At 43.8% G+C, this 16,373-nt stretch carries 14 protein-coding genes and 1 pseudogene; 6 read left to right on the top strand and 9 right to left on the bottom strand.

Annotated elements, in window-relative coordinates:
- Positions 1-146: 146 nt before the first annotated feature.
- From JCM15548_RS21760 to JCM15548_RS15785, 8 genes are all read right to left on the bottom strand, one after another.
- Positions 147-410, bottom strand: coding sequence for a methyltransferase RsmF C-terminal domain-like protein (locus JCM15548_RS21760; protein ID WP_157482834.1), 264 nt, complete (start codon positions 408-410; stop codon positions 147-149).
- The gene (locus JCM15548_RS15815; RefSeq protein ID WP_157482832.1) at positions 407-1,516 is read right to left on the bottom strand and encodes an RsmB/NOP family class I SAM-dependent RNA methyltransferase; all 1,110 of its coding nucleotides are present in this window, start codon (positions 1,514-1,516) and stop codon (positions 407-409) included. The genes JCM15548_RS21760 and JCM15548_RS15815 overlap by 4 nt, the downstream gene beginning before the upstream one ends.
- 164 nt (positions 1,517-1,680) lie before the next feature.
- Positions 1,681-2,580 (bottom strand): nucleoid-associated protein, encoded by a 900-nt coding sequence (locus JCM15548_RS15810; protein ID WP_227625924.1) that lies wholly within the window; start codon positions 2,578-2,580, stop codon positions 1,681-1,683.
- A gap of 131 nt (positions 2,581-2,711) precedes the next feature.
- Entirely contained in the window at positions 2,712-3,038 is a 327-nt protein-coding gene (locus tag JCM15548_RS15805) for a hypothetical protein (RefSeq protein WP_062127495.1), read from the bottom strand.
- A gap of 63 nt (positions 3,039-3,101) precedes the next feature.
- A complete protein-coding gene (locus tag JCM15548_RS15800) occupies positions 3,102-4,814 on the bottom strand; it encodes an alpha-amylase family protein (protein ID WP_062127493.1) in 1,713 nt (570 codons plus the stop codon).
- 273 nt (positions 4,815-5,087) lie between these two features.
- Positions 5,088-7,112, bottom strand: coding sequence for a S9 family peptidase (locus tag JCM15548_RS15795; protein WP_062127491.1), 2,025 nt, complete (start codon positions 7,110-7,112; stop codon positions 5,088-5,090).
- 240 nt (positions 7,113-7,352) lie between these two features.
- Positions 7,353-7,673, bottom strand: a complete 321-nt coding sequence (locus JCM15548_RS26430) for a CPBP family glutamic-type intramembrane protease (RefSeq protein WP_369403712.1) — start codon at positions 7,671-7,673, stop codon at positions 7,353-7,355.
- A gap of 452 nt (positions 7,674-8,125) precedes the next feature.
- Positions 8,126-8,713: a hypothetical protein gene (locus JCM15548_RS15785; protein WP_062127487.1), complete on the bottom strand. Its 588-nt coding sequence runs from the start codon at positions 8,711-8,713 to the stop codon at positions 8,126-8,128.
- A 337-nt stretch (positions 8,714-9,050) separates the two neighbouring features.
- Here JCM15548_RS15785 and JCM15548_RS15780 point away from each other — a divergent pair, with 337 nt between their 5' ends.
- From JCM15548_RS15780 to JCM15548_RS26750, 6 genes and pseudogenes are all read left to right on the top strand, one after another.
- Positions 9,051-9,797: a hypothetical protein gene (locus JCM15548_RS15780; RefSeq protein ID WP_062127484.1), complete on the top strand. Its 747-nt coding sequence runs from the start codon at positions 9,051-9,053 to the stop codon at positions 9,795-9,797.
- Positions 9,773-10,072, top strand: a complete 300-nt coding sequence (locus JCM15548_RS15775) for a hypothetical protein (protein ID WP_062127481.1) — start codon at positions 9,773-9,775, stop codon at positions 10,070-10,072. Before JCM15548_RS15780 ends, JCM15548_RS15775 begins: the two co-directional genes overlap by 25 nt.
- A 179-nt stretch (positions 10,073-10,251) precedes the next feature.
- Positions 10,252-12,018, top strand: coding sequence for a hypothetical protein (locus tag JCM15548_RS15770; protein ID WP_062127479.1), 1,767 nt, complete (start codon positions 10,252-10,254; stop codon positions 12,016-12,018).
- 246 nt (positions 12,019-12,264) lie between these two features.
- Positions 12,265-13,470, top strand: coding sequence for an ATP-binding protein (locus JCM15548_RS15765; protein WP_062127476.1), 1,206 nt, complete (start codon positions 12,265-12,267; stop codon positions 13,468-13,470).
- A 226-nt stretch (positions 13,471-13,696) separates the two neighbouring features.
- Positions 13,697-14,463, top strand: a pseudogene (locus JCM15548_RS24435) (ATP-binding protein); the annotation flags it as partial.
- Positions 14,464-14,505: 42 nt separating this feature from the next.
- Positions 14,506-14,820: a DUF4143 domain-containing protein gene (locus tag JCM15548_RS26750; protein WP_500778320.1), complete on the top strand. Its 315-nt coding sequence runs from the start codon at positions 14,506-14,508 to the stop codon at positions 14,818-14,820.
- Positions 14,821-15,128: 308 nt separating this feature from the next.
- Here JCM15548_RS26750 and JCM15548_RS24425 read toward each other — a convergent pair whose 3' ends face one another.
- Complete coding sequence (locus JCM15548_RS24425; protein WP_227625927.1) at positions 15,129-16,358, bottom strand: flavin reductase; 1,230 nt, start codon at positions 16,356-16,358, stop codon at positions 15,129-15,131.
- Between the last annotated feature and the right edge of the window lie 15 nt (positions 16,359-16,373).

Raw genomic sequence — 16,373 nt, 5'->3', positions numbered from 1 at the left:
CATTTAAATCAAAAAAAACAGTAGGGCCCAATAATGCGCCCAATATCTCACAAATATACTCTACCCACTCAGGCCGCGCAAATGTATACAATTAGTCTTTGATAATAAAATACCAAATGATCACCTTCTGATCAAAGACTGGAATCTTATTTTGGCAAAGACATGCGAATTCTCCACGAGGAGGGGAACAGGTTGTTCAAACGCTTGCCAATATTCTTGGCAAAGCCAATGGGCACACCCTTATATGTAATGAGTACGTATCCCATGGAAAGGTCCTCTGGCGCAGCTAAGGCCTCTCCCTTCAAATAGCGCAGCGCCTCATTCACCGGCAAATCCAATGCCGGAAAGAGGGAAGCGTTTAAGTCAATGGCAGAGGCCAGACCATGCGCCGGAATCCACTGCCCCTTCATGGGTTTACCCAATACCACACCATAAGAAAGGACATCCACAAACTGCTGAAGTAAAGCCAGTTCAGAGCCAGGTGCTTCGGAAAAGCGTTCCAGCCATCCCTTTCTTCCTGGAAAAACCAGAATGGGGCATCGTTCAGCAAAGTGGCAACCTCTTGGTGAGGCCTGCTTTTAAAGGTCTTCTTATCCCGCCTTTTGGCAGATGGCAAGGCTTTCTCCGCTGCTGTTTTTCGCAACACAGCCACAAAAAAACCTTCGCCCCGCACTTTGTGGGGATAAAAGGCCAATCCATTACCAGCGCCTATAGGAATATTTTCTACCCCCCATTGTTCCGGCACATCAAGCGCCAACACTTCCGCGCCTGCCTCATTGGCCATCCAGGCCATATTTTCTTCATTTTCGGATGGATTAAAGGTACAGGTACTGTAGATAAGATACCCCTCCTGCTTCAGGGCCGGCCAGACATCGGTCAGTATGCGTTGCTGGCGCAACGCACACATCTCGGCATTGGCAGCACTCCATTCCTCAATGGCCCGCTCATCTTTACGAAACATCCCTTCGCCCGAGCAGGGCGCATCCACCACCATCAAATCAAACATCGATGTTAAGTCCGCAAATTTGGAAGGATCGCTGCGGGTCACCACACAATTGGCAAAACCCCATTTCGAGACATTCTCAGCCAGAATGGTCGCCCGGCTTTTTATCACTTCATTGGCCACCAATAATCCTTTTCCAACCAGAAATGACGCCAGTAAAGTACTTTTACCACCCGGAGCCCCGCACAAATCCAGCACCACCGGTTGCTCGGGCAGGTCACACACCTGACGAACCAACCAATCGAGCACCATACTGCTGGCCTCCTGCGGATAATAACAACCGGCATGAAATAAGGGATCGAGCGTATAGACCGGCTTTTGGGGCAGATAGTAGCCGGTTGGACACCAGGGTACTGCTTCAACACCCTCCCAAGGCGGACCAGCCAGCTTTTGGGCATTCAAACGCACCGACATCACGGGATCCTGTCGCAGCGCATCCACAAATTTCAGCATGGAAGTCCCCATCTGACCCTGCAATCGTTGAATGAATTGTTCGGGAAGCTCTACCGCCATTTTTAATGATTAAACCTATTGTTCACTCTCATAAAAGAGTTTATAAAAATTCATGCCCTTTTGTGAATCGAAGCCCTTCTCAATATAATCGCGCTTGCCATGCACATACACATGAAAATTCTTATCGAGTTTGAGGACCGATTTAAAATGCTTCTTCTCCGTCTTTACAGCACTTTTAGAAATATCAAACTGTCGTTAAGCGGAATGCCGTTGTCCTCTTCAAACTGGTTGCGGTAGTCGGCAAAAGCCTCTGACACCTCCGGGAAGCGCACCACTTCTCGTTCAAAATCCTCCTGGTTAAAACTTCCCTTATTGTCGAAAAAATCAAGCGAGCGATTCAGAAAATCAAACTGCTCGGGTTTGGGCACCTGGTTTTCACCATTATAGACATCCTGCACAAAACCTTTACAAGCATTCATGTAATTCTGTGTAAAATAGTAGCTGTCTTCACGGGGTTGCAGGCCCAAAAAATCTTCCTTCCAGAACCGGGCCTCCTGTCCTTTGTTGATATTATCCACCATCACCACCTTAAAGCCTTGTGCCCGTTCGGTATTAAACACAATACAGCCCTTGTCGAGTTTGCGAATATTGATCCCCTCCTGGGTACCCAATTCAAAATTCTGATCCTTCAGATAAACCTTCAAAAAAGTATCCTTGTTCTCTGATTTGAAAATACCCAAACCATCTACAACCTCACCATCCACCACACAGTTGCGGAACAAAGCCACATAAAATTCGCCACCCCGAATTTTGGGATGATTGCTTTGCTCAAACAGCAGTTCAGCCAGCTGCAAGGAAGCATTATAAAGTTTAGAGGCATCATCGAAGACTTCACAGGCCAGGTTAAAAACCAAACCACCTGCCCCTTCTTCAGCCCCTATAAAATTGAAGTAGGCCTCCGTTTTAAAGGCATTAAAAAAATAGGTTTTCAAAACACTCCCCACCTCTTCTTCGTCCTGAAGACGCAAAGCACTTTTGGAGTAACGTACCGGTTGACCTTCGGCACGGGAGCCAATGTGGTGAACAACGATATCCTCGATAACGACCTGTGAGCTTTCTATCATGGTTGAATAATTATCATTTAAGGCCCAAAGATAACCAAAATCACAGACGCCACCAATGCTCCGGGGTAAAACAAACAGCTGCAACTGTTACCTATTGGCAACAATTACAGCTGTTTAATTCCGGGAAAAAATCAGGCCGCTTTGCAATTTTTGACATACCAGCCCACCGGATGCTCATTACCGGCAATCAGCTCCTTTAAAATTTTACGATCGTCCCAGCTACTTTCATAGCTGCAGGTCTGATCCAGCGCCCGGGTCAGCAATAACCACTCATCTACAATTTTGTTGGTCAATTGACCTTCAAAATCCTTGAGTGTTTCCAAAAAACCTCTACAAATCAAATGGACCTTAGGCTCTTCGCGCCTCAGCGTCTCTCTGGTCGTATAAAGGTGATCCTCCACCCTGATAAACTCATCCTCATCAAGGGCAATGTTGAAAGTGAAATTAACTTTTCCCATAACAACACAGTTTTAGGTTTGTGAGTGCCGTTATAATTTACGAAGTTTTTTCAAACACCGCAACTAAAAATCAACCTCACTCCCCTTCAATTCATAAATGGCAGCTGAATAAGGCTCAAGCTTGCCACCCAGTCCGCCATTCTGTGCCACAACGGCCGGAAACTGAATCTTCCGGTTAAGACCCAGTAAATCTTCACCCGAATAGTACCAGTGACTTTTCATACCGGTTACATCCATGGCATCTGCAGGAATTCTCAATTTATAGGACAGGACCATTCCGCCAAAATTGGCCACGACCAGATATTGACGTCCTCCTTCGTATCGGAGATAGGCAAAGATTTTTTCACCATTGAAGGCCGGGTTGGCCGTATTGGCCCACATCAAATCATAAAAACGTCCCTTATTAAGCGCCGGTCCTTGTTGTATGATGCTCAGCAACTTTTGATAAAATTCGCGCAGCGCTTTAGCGCTTTCGGGTAGTTCTGTGCCCGACCAGTTGCCGGAGGATTGCCATTGTTGCAGGCGTTCTACCCCCCAATAGTCAAAGATGGTGGTGCGACCATCCGCTCCGCTGTACCCTTCAGCATCCGTGCCCCGCTCTCCAATTTCCTGACCGGCATATATCAGCAAGGGATTATTGAACATGGCTGCCGCCACAGTCATTCCGGGAATGGCCTTCTCGCCACTTCCCATAAAAAAATCCGAAGCAAGGCGCTGTTCATCATGGTTCTCAAGGAAGTACAATAAAAAATGGTGCAAACCATCGGTTTGCTGCCAGCAAGCGGACAAGGAAGAAGCTGGTGCTGTACCCTCCATGACAGCCCTCAAGCCATCGTATAAAACCACCTTATCGTACAAGTAATCAAACCCCGCCTTAAAAATATAATCATTGTAGTGCTCCGCATCATAAACTTCAGCGATAAAAAGCAAGCGCGGATAAGTCTTCCGAACCTCCCCAATCATCCATCGCCAGAAATCGATGGGCACCATACCGGCCATGTCACACCTGAAACCATCCACGCCCTTAGCCGCCCAGTAAAGCACCACATCACGCATTTTCAACCAGGTATCCGGCTCCGGATCAAAATCAGCCGGTGTTTTACCCACATAATCCACCCCGTAATTCAACTTAACGGTCTCGTACCAATCGGTGATGGCAGGCGAAGCGGAAAAGCAATCATTACCGGTAGCTCTGGCGGGCGACTCCTGCCATTGCTTGTCTGAGGAGGGCTCTTCCGGTGAAATAAAGTCAGTTCCTGGCAGGTAGTAGAAATTATTGTCTTTTGAGAAGGGCACGCTCTTATCGTCACCACTCCCAAAAGGTTCAATACCTTTTGGGGCTGCATCCGACACATAATTCCTGGCCAGATGGTTGGGCACCAAATCGATAATCACCTGCAAATCATTGGCGTGGGTGCGCTCTACCAGCGCTTCAAATTCCTGCATGCGCTTTGAAACATCCACTGACAAATCAGGATCTACATCGTAATAATCCTTTATGGCGTAAGGAGAACCTGCCACTCCTTTGACTATGTCGGGGTAGTCCTTTGCAATGCCGTTATCCGAGTAATCGGTACAAGTGGCGTGCTCAATAATGCCGGTGAACCAAACGTGCGTTGCGCCCAGTTCTGCGATGGATTGAAGGGCCTCATTGTTGATATCATTGAATTTTCCACATCCATTCTCCTCAAGGGAACCATTCACCTTATTATTGAATACCTTGTTGCCAAATAATCTCGGCAATAGCTGGTATATCACCATTCTTCGCTTTTCCATTCCCTAATTTTATGCCGTTGTTAATGATGTTATTTTTGAATGTCAAAAGTACTACTATTATAGTTAGTCTGTACCGGAATACCTCAAATACTACCCCTGAAAAATCTGGATTAACTGTTATTCCAATCATTAAAACAGTTGTTTACAAAATATAAACGACTTGTTTTCAAAAACTTTGAAAGCCTTGGCTTTAGATATTTCCAGCTGTCACCAATAAATGAAGGCCATCCCCATTGGACAGCCTTCATTTTACTGTTATCCTCTCGCCAGAACTTATTCTTCAAGCATCGCCACACTGACGGTATCAACGTTGACAGAAATCTCAGACAGGCGCTTGGCCACTTCCTCGCTCATGCTTTCCTGATAGCGACCACCAATGTGGGTGGCCAGGAATTTTTCCATAGCTGCCACAAAAGCCATGTTATTGACGGGGCGGGCAAAACCGTGCCCCTCGTCCGGCGCATTGAGGTACTCCACCGGGAAGCCCCGGTCGCGCAAAGCAACCACGATCTGGTCCGACTCCCGCTCAATCACTCGCGGATCATTTTTTCCTTGAACCACCATCAAAGGTGCAGCAATACTATCGGCCGAGAAGAGAGGCGACTGCGACTTGAGCCACTCCTCACCCTCGGCATCAGATGGATCGGCCATACGGGTATGAAGGGTAATCCGCATAGCCTCCCAGTAAGCCGGCACAGAATTAAGCAAGGTAATCAGATTGGAAGGACCAACAAAGGAAACGCCTGCAGCATACACATCCGGCGTAAAAGCCAGTCCGGCCAAAGTCGCATAACCACCATACGACCCACCAAAAATGGCCACCCGCTCCTCGTCAGCAATACCTTGCTCAATCAAATGTTTTACACCCCAGGTAATATCGTCCTGCATCAGCAATCCCCACTGGCGGTTTCCGGCATTCAGGAACGTCTTTCCAAATCCGGTAGAACCTCTGAAATTAGGTTGCAACACCGCATACCCTCTGTTGGCCAGGAACTGGGCATAACTGTTATACCCCCAATAATCTCTGGCCCATGGTCCACCATGGGGCATCACCACTACCGGCAAATTTTTGTCCCCAAAACCTTTGGGCATGGTCAAAAAGGCCTGTATTTCCATGCCATCCGATGATGGGTAGGTGATGCTGGTCATGTGTGAAAGACTATCAGAAGGCAAGGCCGGTCGCGGCCTATACTGGAAAGCAAGGGTGTCGCTCTCACTGTCGTATAGGTAAACAGACCCCGGATCAATATCAGAATAGGAACTCACCAGCCAATAACGCTCATCGAGCGTGGGACTGTAGAACGATATTTCGTTATCGCCCAACTGATCCTTCACCTCATTAAACTGACGCTCAAAAGCTTCATCCTTAAAATACCGGCGATTGCGCACATCATTGTAGGAAGTAAAAAGCACTTTCAGCGTTTTGTCTGAAATCATCATGCCACCAAAATCGGCCTTATTCTCCGGATCACTTTCCACCAGCGTTTTTTCTCCGGTAGCAATATCCATCAGATACAGTTGGGTCAGATTCACATCCTCCCCTACATTCGATACCAGATAAAAGTGTTGGTTATCCGCAGTAAATTCATAAGGATAGGCCGTTTCGAGCACACCCCAGGAGTACAGAAGGGTTTCTCCATCCGGATCCATGCGCCACAATTCACTGGTTCCGTCAGGGGTGGAGCGACTGGCCATGCGCAATTGATCTTCATGATCGAAGATCCACGAAGTATAGCGATTGGTGTTTTCACGAATAAGCGTTAGCTCACCGGTTGAAATTTTCAGGCTGTACAAATCGTGCCAGGCCCGGTCCCGGTTGTTCAAGCCTACAAACATCAAATCCGGATCAATTTTGGAAATATGAAATATTTGAACCCGCACCCCTTCCATATTGGTAATATTGCGTGCTTCCGGAACAACGCCTTCGGCTGCCTCTTTCGGATCAATGGCATATATGTTGAAGTTTTCATCTCCCAATTGATCCATTACATAAAGCAGGTATTGGCCGTCGCGCGACCAAAAATAGCCACTGATGGGACGAGCCGTCTCATTAGAAACAGGCAGTGCCTCTTCAAACGGTGCCTCCAAAGTCTTCACCCAAATATTGCGGGTGCCCTCATAAGGCTTTAAAAAAGAGATATAAGCCCCATCGGGCGATATCTGTCCTCCGGCAATCACCGGATCGTCAAAAAACACCTCCCGGTCAATCAAGGGAGGAACCGCTTCAGTTTCCTGCATATCACATGCGAATAATACCCATAACAATGGGATGGTTAAAAATACGAGTAATGTCTTCATCAGATAATTTTTTGGTTAGTGTAATGCTCTGAAATTTAAGACAATTATATTAATAGTTCAATATCTCGTGAATTAGATTTACTGAGAGTGTGGTTTTAAAAATATCAATCTCCATTGTTTAAAGGAGTAAAGAACTCCACTTTACCACATTTGGGACACACATAAAGATCAAAACGCTCCCGGTTCAAAAACAGGGAGGTCCAAACACTGGCAAGGCCTAGCCGACTTCCCTCATAAAATTTATAAACTCATTCGGTAAAAAATAGCGGCCGCGCTACAAAGGTTCCAAACCGCATGGAAAAATACGGCATACAAGAATCCGAACCTGACTCTGATATATCCCAATGACATACCCATAATAATATAGGGAATTGAAATCAGTATCATTGCTAAAATTTTCTCAATAAAAACCCCTTCAAAGCGGTATGCAGGTAAATGCAGGAGGGCGAACATCAAGGCTGAAAGGTAAACCACAGCACCAAAATAACGGTCCCAAAACCGGGAAATGTTGAAATTCTTAATCAAGCTTAACAAATAATAAAGCACAACCGCAATCAGCATCATTGTCAAAAAGAACAAAAATAACTGTAGACCATATTGAAAATTGGGCCAAAAACCCATTCTAATTTGAACCACAAGAAAATATGACAAAGCCAGGGCAAAAGAAAACCTCAAATACTTTTCTTTATATCCTGTGAGACTAAGTCTGAATATGAGTTCTTCTGTTATCGGCCCCAATAAAACAATCCAATAGAGCACAGCATAGCTGCCAAAGCCACATTTTATCATACGTTCAATATCTCCTCGCTCAGGAGCTGTATAATCAATTGCATGTTCAAGAACCAACTGAAGAACGCCTATTAAAATCAAAAATAACCACGTAATAAAAAACCTTTACTATCCCCGAGAAACGCTTAAACCACCCGGCGGGTTTTTCAACATTTATATTAGGATTGGTTAAAAAAGAAAAGGATTCAATCATTATACCCATTGGAAACTAATTTTACTACCAACTATTCGTTCAATTCAGGCATCACTGTACCTTTAACCCACTTTTCATCAATTTGAAACCATTGCAGGCTTTTGGTTTCGGGATGCCTTTGTATCACATGACCATAAAAATGCATGGTGTCGCGTTGGATATTAAAATTAAAGTAATGAGCAACGGGGATTCGACGATTATCCCTATCATGGTGAATAGTGACCATGGTTGTATCATCCACCAGCATGAAGTCCCCGGCATTATACAATCTAGTACCATTGGGCGTGTGTAATAAACCCGAAAATGTACCATCCACTTTAAATTCCCAGGTGCGGAAGACACTGTCAGTCATGGCTGCTTCAAAACCATTTCTGGTTTCAATCATTCTCCAGGTCCCCATTAACGGATTTCTGGCTTGTGTACATGATGTCACTACTAAAAGAGTAGCAACAAACATTGCTTTAATTAAGGTTATCATAACGATTGAGCGCTTGACCCGATTGAAGTAGAAAGCCACCTCATCGTGCAAGTGTTTCAGCGAGGCAGTAATGTGAGAAATGACACCAAGTTTAATTCTTTGGTAGAAACGAGTGATCTTAAGAAGAAAATAATCAGGCATTCTTTTTGGGATTAAGGTTAATAATTAAGGAACAGAAAAAACACTACCGTAAATTTCATAAAAATAGACCTGCTCCATTATCATTTTTTTGTAGGAAACTGTCATTTTTTCGATTTAGGATACCTGTAGCCATTCAAAAACAACCAAAAGACTATCGAATTTTATCTATCACACAGCAAACTACAGCTCTGTAGTCAAGCGAGTGGTTCCACGATTTGTCTTCGCAGACATTCAGGCATAAAACAAAACCTGCCCCATTTTAACCAAAAAAGAATCTGAATGGTTATATTTCGGACAATTATCACCTGTGCAAAAATGATGCGTTACCTATTTTGATATGAGGGAAATTCTTGTTGTCTGGCTTCTGTTCTTATCCATCTGCACTTCGGCGCAATACTACAGCTCGGGCAGTGATCCGGCGCGGCTTAGCTGGCAGCAGGTAAAGACGCCGGTCGTGCAGCTGGTATTCGAGGAGAGCATGCAAAAGGAAGCGCTTCGTCTGGCGGCCTTTATGGACAGCGTGGCACCCCATATCGCTGGCACGCTCAATCATCGCCCCAAAAGGATTTCGCTTCTATTGCACAACCACTCGGCCTACTCCAACGGCTTTGTTAGCTGGGCGCCGAAGCGTTCGGAGTTTTTCACCATGCCATCTCAGGATCTTCAATCGACGGACTGGCTGGAACATCTGGCCATTCATGAATACCGACATGTGGTGCAGATCGACAAGCTGAACCAGGGATTTACCAAATGGCTGTCTTATCTCATTGGTCAGCAAGCCACCGGCGGTGTGCTGGGACTTTACCTGCCGATGTGGTTCCTCGAAGGGGATGCGGTCATTGCTGAAACCACACTGACGCAAAGCGGTCGTGGACGCTCTTATGCTTTCAACAATGAGTTGAAAGCCCAGCTTCTATCACGGGGCGCTTTCTCGTATGACAAGGCCTATCTGGGTTCTTACAGAGACTTTGTGCCCGATTATTACAAAATGGGCTACCTGCTGACTGCCAAGCCCGCCAGCAGTATGGTCCTGAGCTATGGGAAAACACCATTCAATATGTGGGCCGAAACAGTTGGAACCTGAGTGCCTTTAAAAGAGGCATAAAACGCACCACGGGCAGGAACCAAAAACATTTGTACCAACAAATGTTTAAGCAAATCAGGGAGGAATGGGAGACTGAAAAACACCAACAAAGCACCACTGAAGTCAAAGCGATTGAGGTGCCGGAGGACGACTACCTGCGCTATCTTTCGCCTGTGGCCATTAACGACAGCACCCTGATGGCGGAACTGCGCGGCCCGGGCATACGCTCGCGAATTGTATCCATCCATATCCCAGCGGCCAGGCCACCACCCTGACCTATACGGGGCTGCGTGAAAACGAGCCGATATCGGCCAACCATGACCTGGTTGTCTGGAGTGAGCTGCAATACCATCCGCGCTGGGAGCACGCGTCGTGGTCGGTCCTTCGCACCCACGATTTAAAGACCGGAAAAGACCGAACCATTACGCGACAATCTTACTATTTTGCTCCGGCCTTGCATCCGCAAAAGAATCTGATTGCAGCGGTGGAGGTAACGCCCGATTATCAATTCTTTATTGTGTTGTTAGATGCAGAAAGTGGCGAGCTCCTTCAGCGAATGGCGACCCCCGAAAATCATTTTGCTTTGACCCCATCCTGGAACCACAAGGGCGAAAATCTGGTGTTGGTTTTACTTTCGAAGAAGGGAAAAGCCCTCTATACTTTAACGCCCAAGGGCGTTAAATGGACCAGATTGACACCGTGGGGTTTCGATGAGTACCGCCATCCGAAACAAAGCGGAGAGCAGGTCTGGTACACGGCTCAAGGAAACTATGGCGACGAGATTTTTCGTTTAGATACGCTTTCCGGGGCGTCCCGACAGATAACGGGCACGCCCTATGGGGCGGCCTATCCAACCATCACACCCTACAGTCAGCAACTCATTTATACCGCCTACAGTGAGAAGGGACATCGACCCGTTGTGCATGCCGATTCCAGTCTGCCAGAAACGAAGGACCAACCCACCTCCATGATCCATCAATTGGTGGAAGACCTCACCCATCAGGAGCCTGTCGTGGAAAAATCGAAAGCTACATCCGATCCTTACCCCGTGAAAAAATACAGCAAATGGAACCTTCTGAATGTGCACAGCTGGGCACCAACATTTGTGAATTTTAGCGGGGAAAACATTTACACCGGACTGTCTGTCATGTCTCAAAACCTGTTGGGCACTACCATTATAACCGCCGGTTATAATGGCAACCCGGCTTATGAAAGTGAGAAATACAACATCAACCTCACCTACCGCGGCCTCTACCCTGTTTTCGATCTGGATTACCGTTTTGGGGATACCTCCTTTGAAATGGAGGGCTTTTATACCAATGAGGAGGACGATTTTATTTATGGCGTCAATACCCAACAAACCATTTACCACCATTACTTGAGAGCCGGTGCCAACCTTCCCTTCAATATCAGTCGCGGCCATTATTCCCGCCATTTTGAGGCCGGGGCCCGACTCACCTGGCAGCAGCGATCGGCGCTTGCCTATCCCCTTACGCAATACCGTGCCGTGGGCGAAAGCCTTGTCGCCACAGGCTTAAGCATCGAGCGCATCATCCCCAGAATGGATTTTTACGGCATGGAGTATAGCTTCAGCTTTCAAAACATCAGGCGGGGCACTTCACGGGATGTGGGCACCCGTTTTGGTCAGGCCATCAGCCTTTCCTACCGCCATTCACCATGGGGCAACTACGATAATGGCAGCATTATAGGCCTTCAAAGTCGACTCTATTTGCCGGGAGCAGGTCGCTACCATTCCATTTCACTCAGCAACGATTTTCAGAGCAAGCAATGGGGACAGGCCGTGGCAACCGATGGGGACTATTACCGCCATTACACCTTCAGCAACATTGTTGGCTACCCCCGGGGCTATTCCTTCCTCGAAAATGATCAATTGTACCTTTTCAGAGCCACCTACAGAATGCCCTTATGGAACCCGGATTTTTCTCTGGGCAAAATCATGTATGTCAAGCGCCTGCGTATGAATCTGTTTTACGACCAGGCTTATGCCCAATACAGTCGGCTTAGAATGGACACCAACATCAAACAATCCTTCAGCTCATCCCCCGCCAGTTATGGCGCAGAGCTGCATGCCGATACGCACTTTTTCAGATTTGTGATCCCCTTTAGTGTTGGCGCCCGTGTGGGTTACCGCACAGCAGACCAATCCATGTTTGGGGAGTTTGTTCTTCAAACCGGTCTTTCCGGTTTTCTGGTCAAATAAAAATCCAGACCAACTAAAATCCAACCACTTACAGCCACAAACATGCAATTTATTGAATAGTCCTAAACGCAATTGCGTTATGGAGATGTTAGAACAAGCTTAAAACTCATTACATCTATGAATGAAGAATACTAGCTTTTTGGCTAAAGTTTCAATTATGATTTAAGAAATTGCAATTATTATAAAAACATTCAATTATGATTGAGTGTTTTACTATGTTTGTATGAAGTTTAAAACATAGATGAAATGATTGAATACATCGAAAGACCACTTTACATTGATAGACTAAAACCATTTATTGGTAAGTCATTGATAAAGGTATTAATAGGACAGCGGAGGGTTGGGAAAAGCTATCTGTTAATGCAATTGAGAGACCTCATTAAAAAGCAGAGTCCTGATACTCAAATAATTTATATCAATAAAGAGCAACATGAATTCTCAAAAATAACAAATTCAGAGGACCTCTTTCTCTATTTGAAAGAAAATGTGAAGGGGAACGGCAATGTTGCACTCTTTATTGATGAAATTCAAGATATTGAATCATTTGAGATAACATTAAGAGACCTTGCCACGAGAGGTAATTACGATATCTACTGCACGGGAAGTAATGCTAATTTACTTTCAAGCGAACTCGCTACATTTTTAAGTGGTAGATATATTGAAATTAAAGTATTTGGTTTAAGCTATACTGAGTTTCTGGTGTTTTATAATTTTCAGGATTCAGTTGCTACATTTCAGAACTATCTAAAATTCGGAGGATTACCATACCTAATAAATTTAAATACTGAAATACAAGTTGCATATGAGTATTTAACAAGCATTTATAATACCATATTGCTCAAAGATGTTGTTACACGATTTAAAATTAGAAATGTAAAGTTCTTAGAAGATTTGATTGCATTTTTAGCAGACAATATAGGTAGTATAGTATCCTCTAAGAAAATCAGTGACTATCTAAAGTCTCAAAAAATAAACATATCACCACAAGTTGTTATAGACTATCTTGGATATCTTGAATCATCGTTTTTGATTTTCAAAGTAAAACGAACAGGAATAGAGGGTAAAAAAATATTCGAAATAGGTGAAAAGTATTTCTTTGAGGATATTGGTATTCGTAATGCAATTGTTGGATATAAGACAAGTGATATTCATAAAATATTGGAAAACGTTGTTTATCTACACTTACGAATGGCAGGATATTCGGTAACTGTTGGGCAAGAGGGAAATAAAGAAATTGATTTTATCGCACAAAAGGCCGGAGAAAAAATTTATGTTCAAGTTGCTTACATGTTAGCAAATGAGGGAACTATTAATCGAGAATACGGAAATTTACTGGAAATATCGGATAACTTTCCAAAATATGTTGTGACTATGGATGAACTGACTGAAATATCAACATACAAGGGAATCAATCGAATGCATGTTAAAGACTTTTGTTTAAAAATGGTGTGACAAATATTAATTCCTTGTATTATCCGGTTTTCTTGTCAACTAAACATCCATACCAACTAAAATTCAACCAACCCCTCAACCCACCGCATACAATAGCACTAAACACAATTGCGTTATGGAGATGTTGTACACAAGCTAAAAATATCAAAAATCGGATATCATAATGACCAATTGTTAGTGTTTCGAGTCATTATATTATTTAAATGTCGTATATTTGAAATAAAAAATGCTTAAAAGACATTTAGAAGCAACAATCAGAAATAAGATTAATACAGGAAAAGCTATTGTATTAGTTGGTGCGAGACAAGTTGGTAAAACCACTTTGCTTAAAAGCATTCTTAATGATTTAGAATATTTATTCTTAGACGGAGACGACCCAACCGTAAGAAGCTTGCTATCCAACCCGAATACTGAACAGATAAGAACTATAATCGGCGAAAATAAACTTGTTTTTCTTGACGAAGCGCAAAGAATACAAGGGATTGGATTAACTCTGAAAATTATTACAGACCAGTTTAAACATGTTCAACTTCTTGTAAGCGGTTCCTCTTCATTTGACTTAGGAAATGAACTGAATGAGCCATTGACTGGAAGGAAATGGGAATATGAGCTCTTTCCTATATCATGGGAAGAATATGAGAATAATATTGGATTTTTAAAATCAGAACAACAGCTTGAAAATAGATTGCTATATGGTTTTTACCCAGAAGTGATTAACAATCAGGGAAACGAGAAAGAAACGCTTAAAAATCTTGTAAACAGTTACTTGTACAGAGACATTTTGGCATTTGCTGACATTAGAAAGCCCGAAGTATTAGAGAAACTACTACAGGCATTAGCCTTCAAATGGGTAGTGAAGTAAATTACAATGAACTGGCCCAAACGGTAGGAGTGAATAAAACGACTGTACAAAATTACATTGACATCCTGGAAAAAGGATACATTGTATTCAGATTAAATAGTTTTAGCAGAAATCTTAGAAATGAAATCAAGCAGACTCGAAAGATTTATTTCCTAGACAATGGAATACGAAACATGATTATCGGAAATTTTAATCCATTAGAATTACGAGTTGATAAAGGTGCACTTTGGGAGAACTTCCTAGTTTCTGAAAGACTAAAACAAAATAATTACAAGGATAGTTATTCCAAAATGTTTTTTTGGAGAAACCGACAACAACAAGAAATTGATTTTGTAGAAGAAAGAGCAGGAGAAGTGATTGCCTATGAGTTCAAATGGAATAAGAAAAAAGTAAAGTTTCCGGAAAAATTCATTACGACTTATAATGCTAAAGCACATTCGATTGACAGAAGTAATTTCAGAGATTTTGTGAAAATTGAAAATAGTTAGACAGTGTACAATCGAGTAGACCGCCCCGCCAGTAATCACTGACGGGGAGGGCCTCTAACACCACCGTACGTTCGGGTCTCGTATACGGCGGTTTAATGAAAAAACAAATATTCAAAGAGCGTCAAACATAAGATCCACTAATGGGCTGCTAGTCCATGTGTTTGGAAAACTTGCTGCCGCTTTTATCGGATTTATACTTTAAACCTTAATTCGCATTAGTTATAAATACTGCCAAAACAAGTGCCAATTATATTTAGTGATGCTCAGCTAAGCCAAACCCACATGCACTCGAATATAGCAGGTTAGCATCATTTCCAAATAATATTATCCGCGTCCCATTTGTTTTTTGGCAGGTCTTCACCTGTTGGATAACCTACGGGAATAACATTTAGCGGGATATGCGTTTCAGGCAGATTAAGCTCTTTTATAACAACTGCAGTCCTGTCATCATATGGATATGCTGCAGTCCATACAGCTCCTAAGCCCATACTCTCTGCGGCAAGAAGCATATTCTGTGTGGCCGCTGCACAGTCCTGCACCCAATAACCTTCATCTTTTAAATTGCCCGCCTTCTCCATATCACCGCACACCACTATCGCGGCTTGTACCTGCGACAACATCTTAGCATAAGGCAACTTCTCGCTTAATACATCCAAAGACTCACGTTGAGTAACAACATAGAACACCCAAGGTTGCCTATTGGCGGCCGTCGGGGCTGCCATACCAGCACTTAGCAAGGTTTTTAACTGTTCCTTTGAAACAGGCTGGCCGGTAAAATGCCGCACACTCTTTCGGTTATGTATCACCTCTAATGTTTTATTCATATACCTTTGATTATAATTAGATGCAAATGGCTTACCATCAATATTTTCCACAGACCTGTTGGCCTTGGGTATCAAACTTCCTGTTTCGTAAAAACTTCCTCCAGCGTATATAATGGGATTCAACAAATTCACATCAACATTACCCTTAGCATCCAAGATGGCCTCATCCGCTTTTACATCTATAACTTTTCCGATAAACTGCCTGTGCGAACCAAGTTCGTGGATAGCTGTAACTTCGCACTCTATTACGATAGGAAATTCTTTTATGTAAGGCGCATTTACAAACTCACCCTTAACAGGCGTAAGTCCAGTCTCTTTAAACTTATCTACATCTCTGCCCGAAAATTGGCCTGCATAAGTTACATACTTAGCCAATTGGGCAGAGGGAACGTTGACTGTAAAAGCTTTTGTTTCCGTTACATTACCATATGAATAGGTCGCAGGCCGCAGAGAAAACGCAATACTTAAGGGATCAGAGTTGCATATGCCTATCCAAGCAGCAGTCATCATATTAGGCTTACCCTCTTTATCATAGGAGCCTATCACCATAGCAGGTTGGGGGTATAAATAACTTTTAATACCCACCGACCTCTTTTGAAATGGAATTGCTGAAGAATCTGATGCGGCAAACGCGAAATCCTCTGGTATAACTGCTAATGTTTTTGTGGACTTTTCTGAACTGTTTTCTTTGGTGGTCAGAAGAATGGCCAGCACCAAGACGCTATGGCC

It is taken from the genome of Geofilum rubicundum JCM 15548 (assembly GCF_000974365.1).
GTDB classification, from domain to species: Bacteria; Bacteroidota; Bacteroidia; order Bacteroidales; family Marinilabiliaceae; genus Geofilum; species Geofilum rubicundum.
This window is presented reverse-complemented; position numbering and strand designations above follow the sequence as displayed.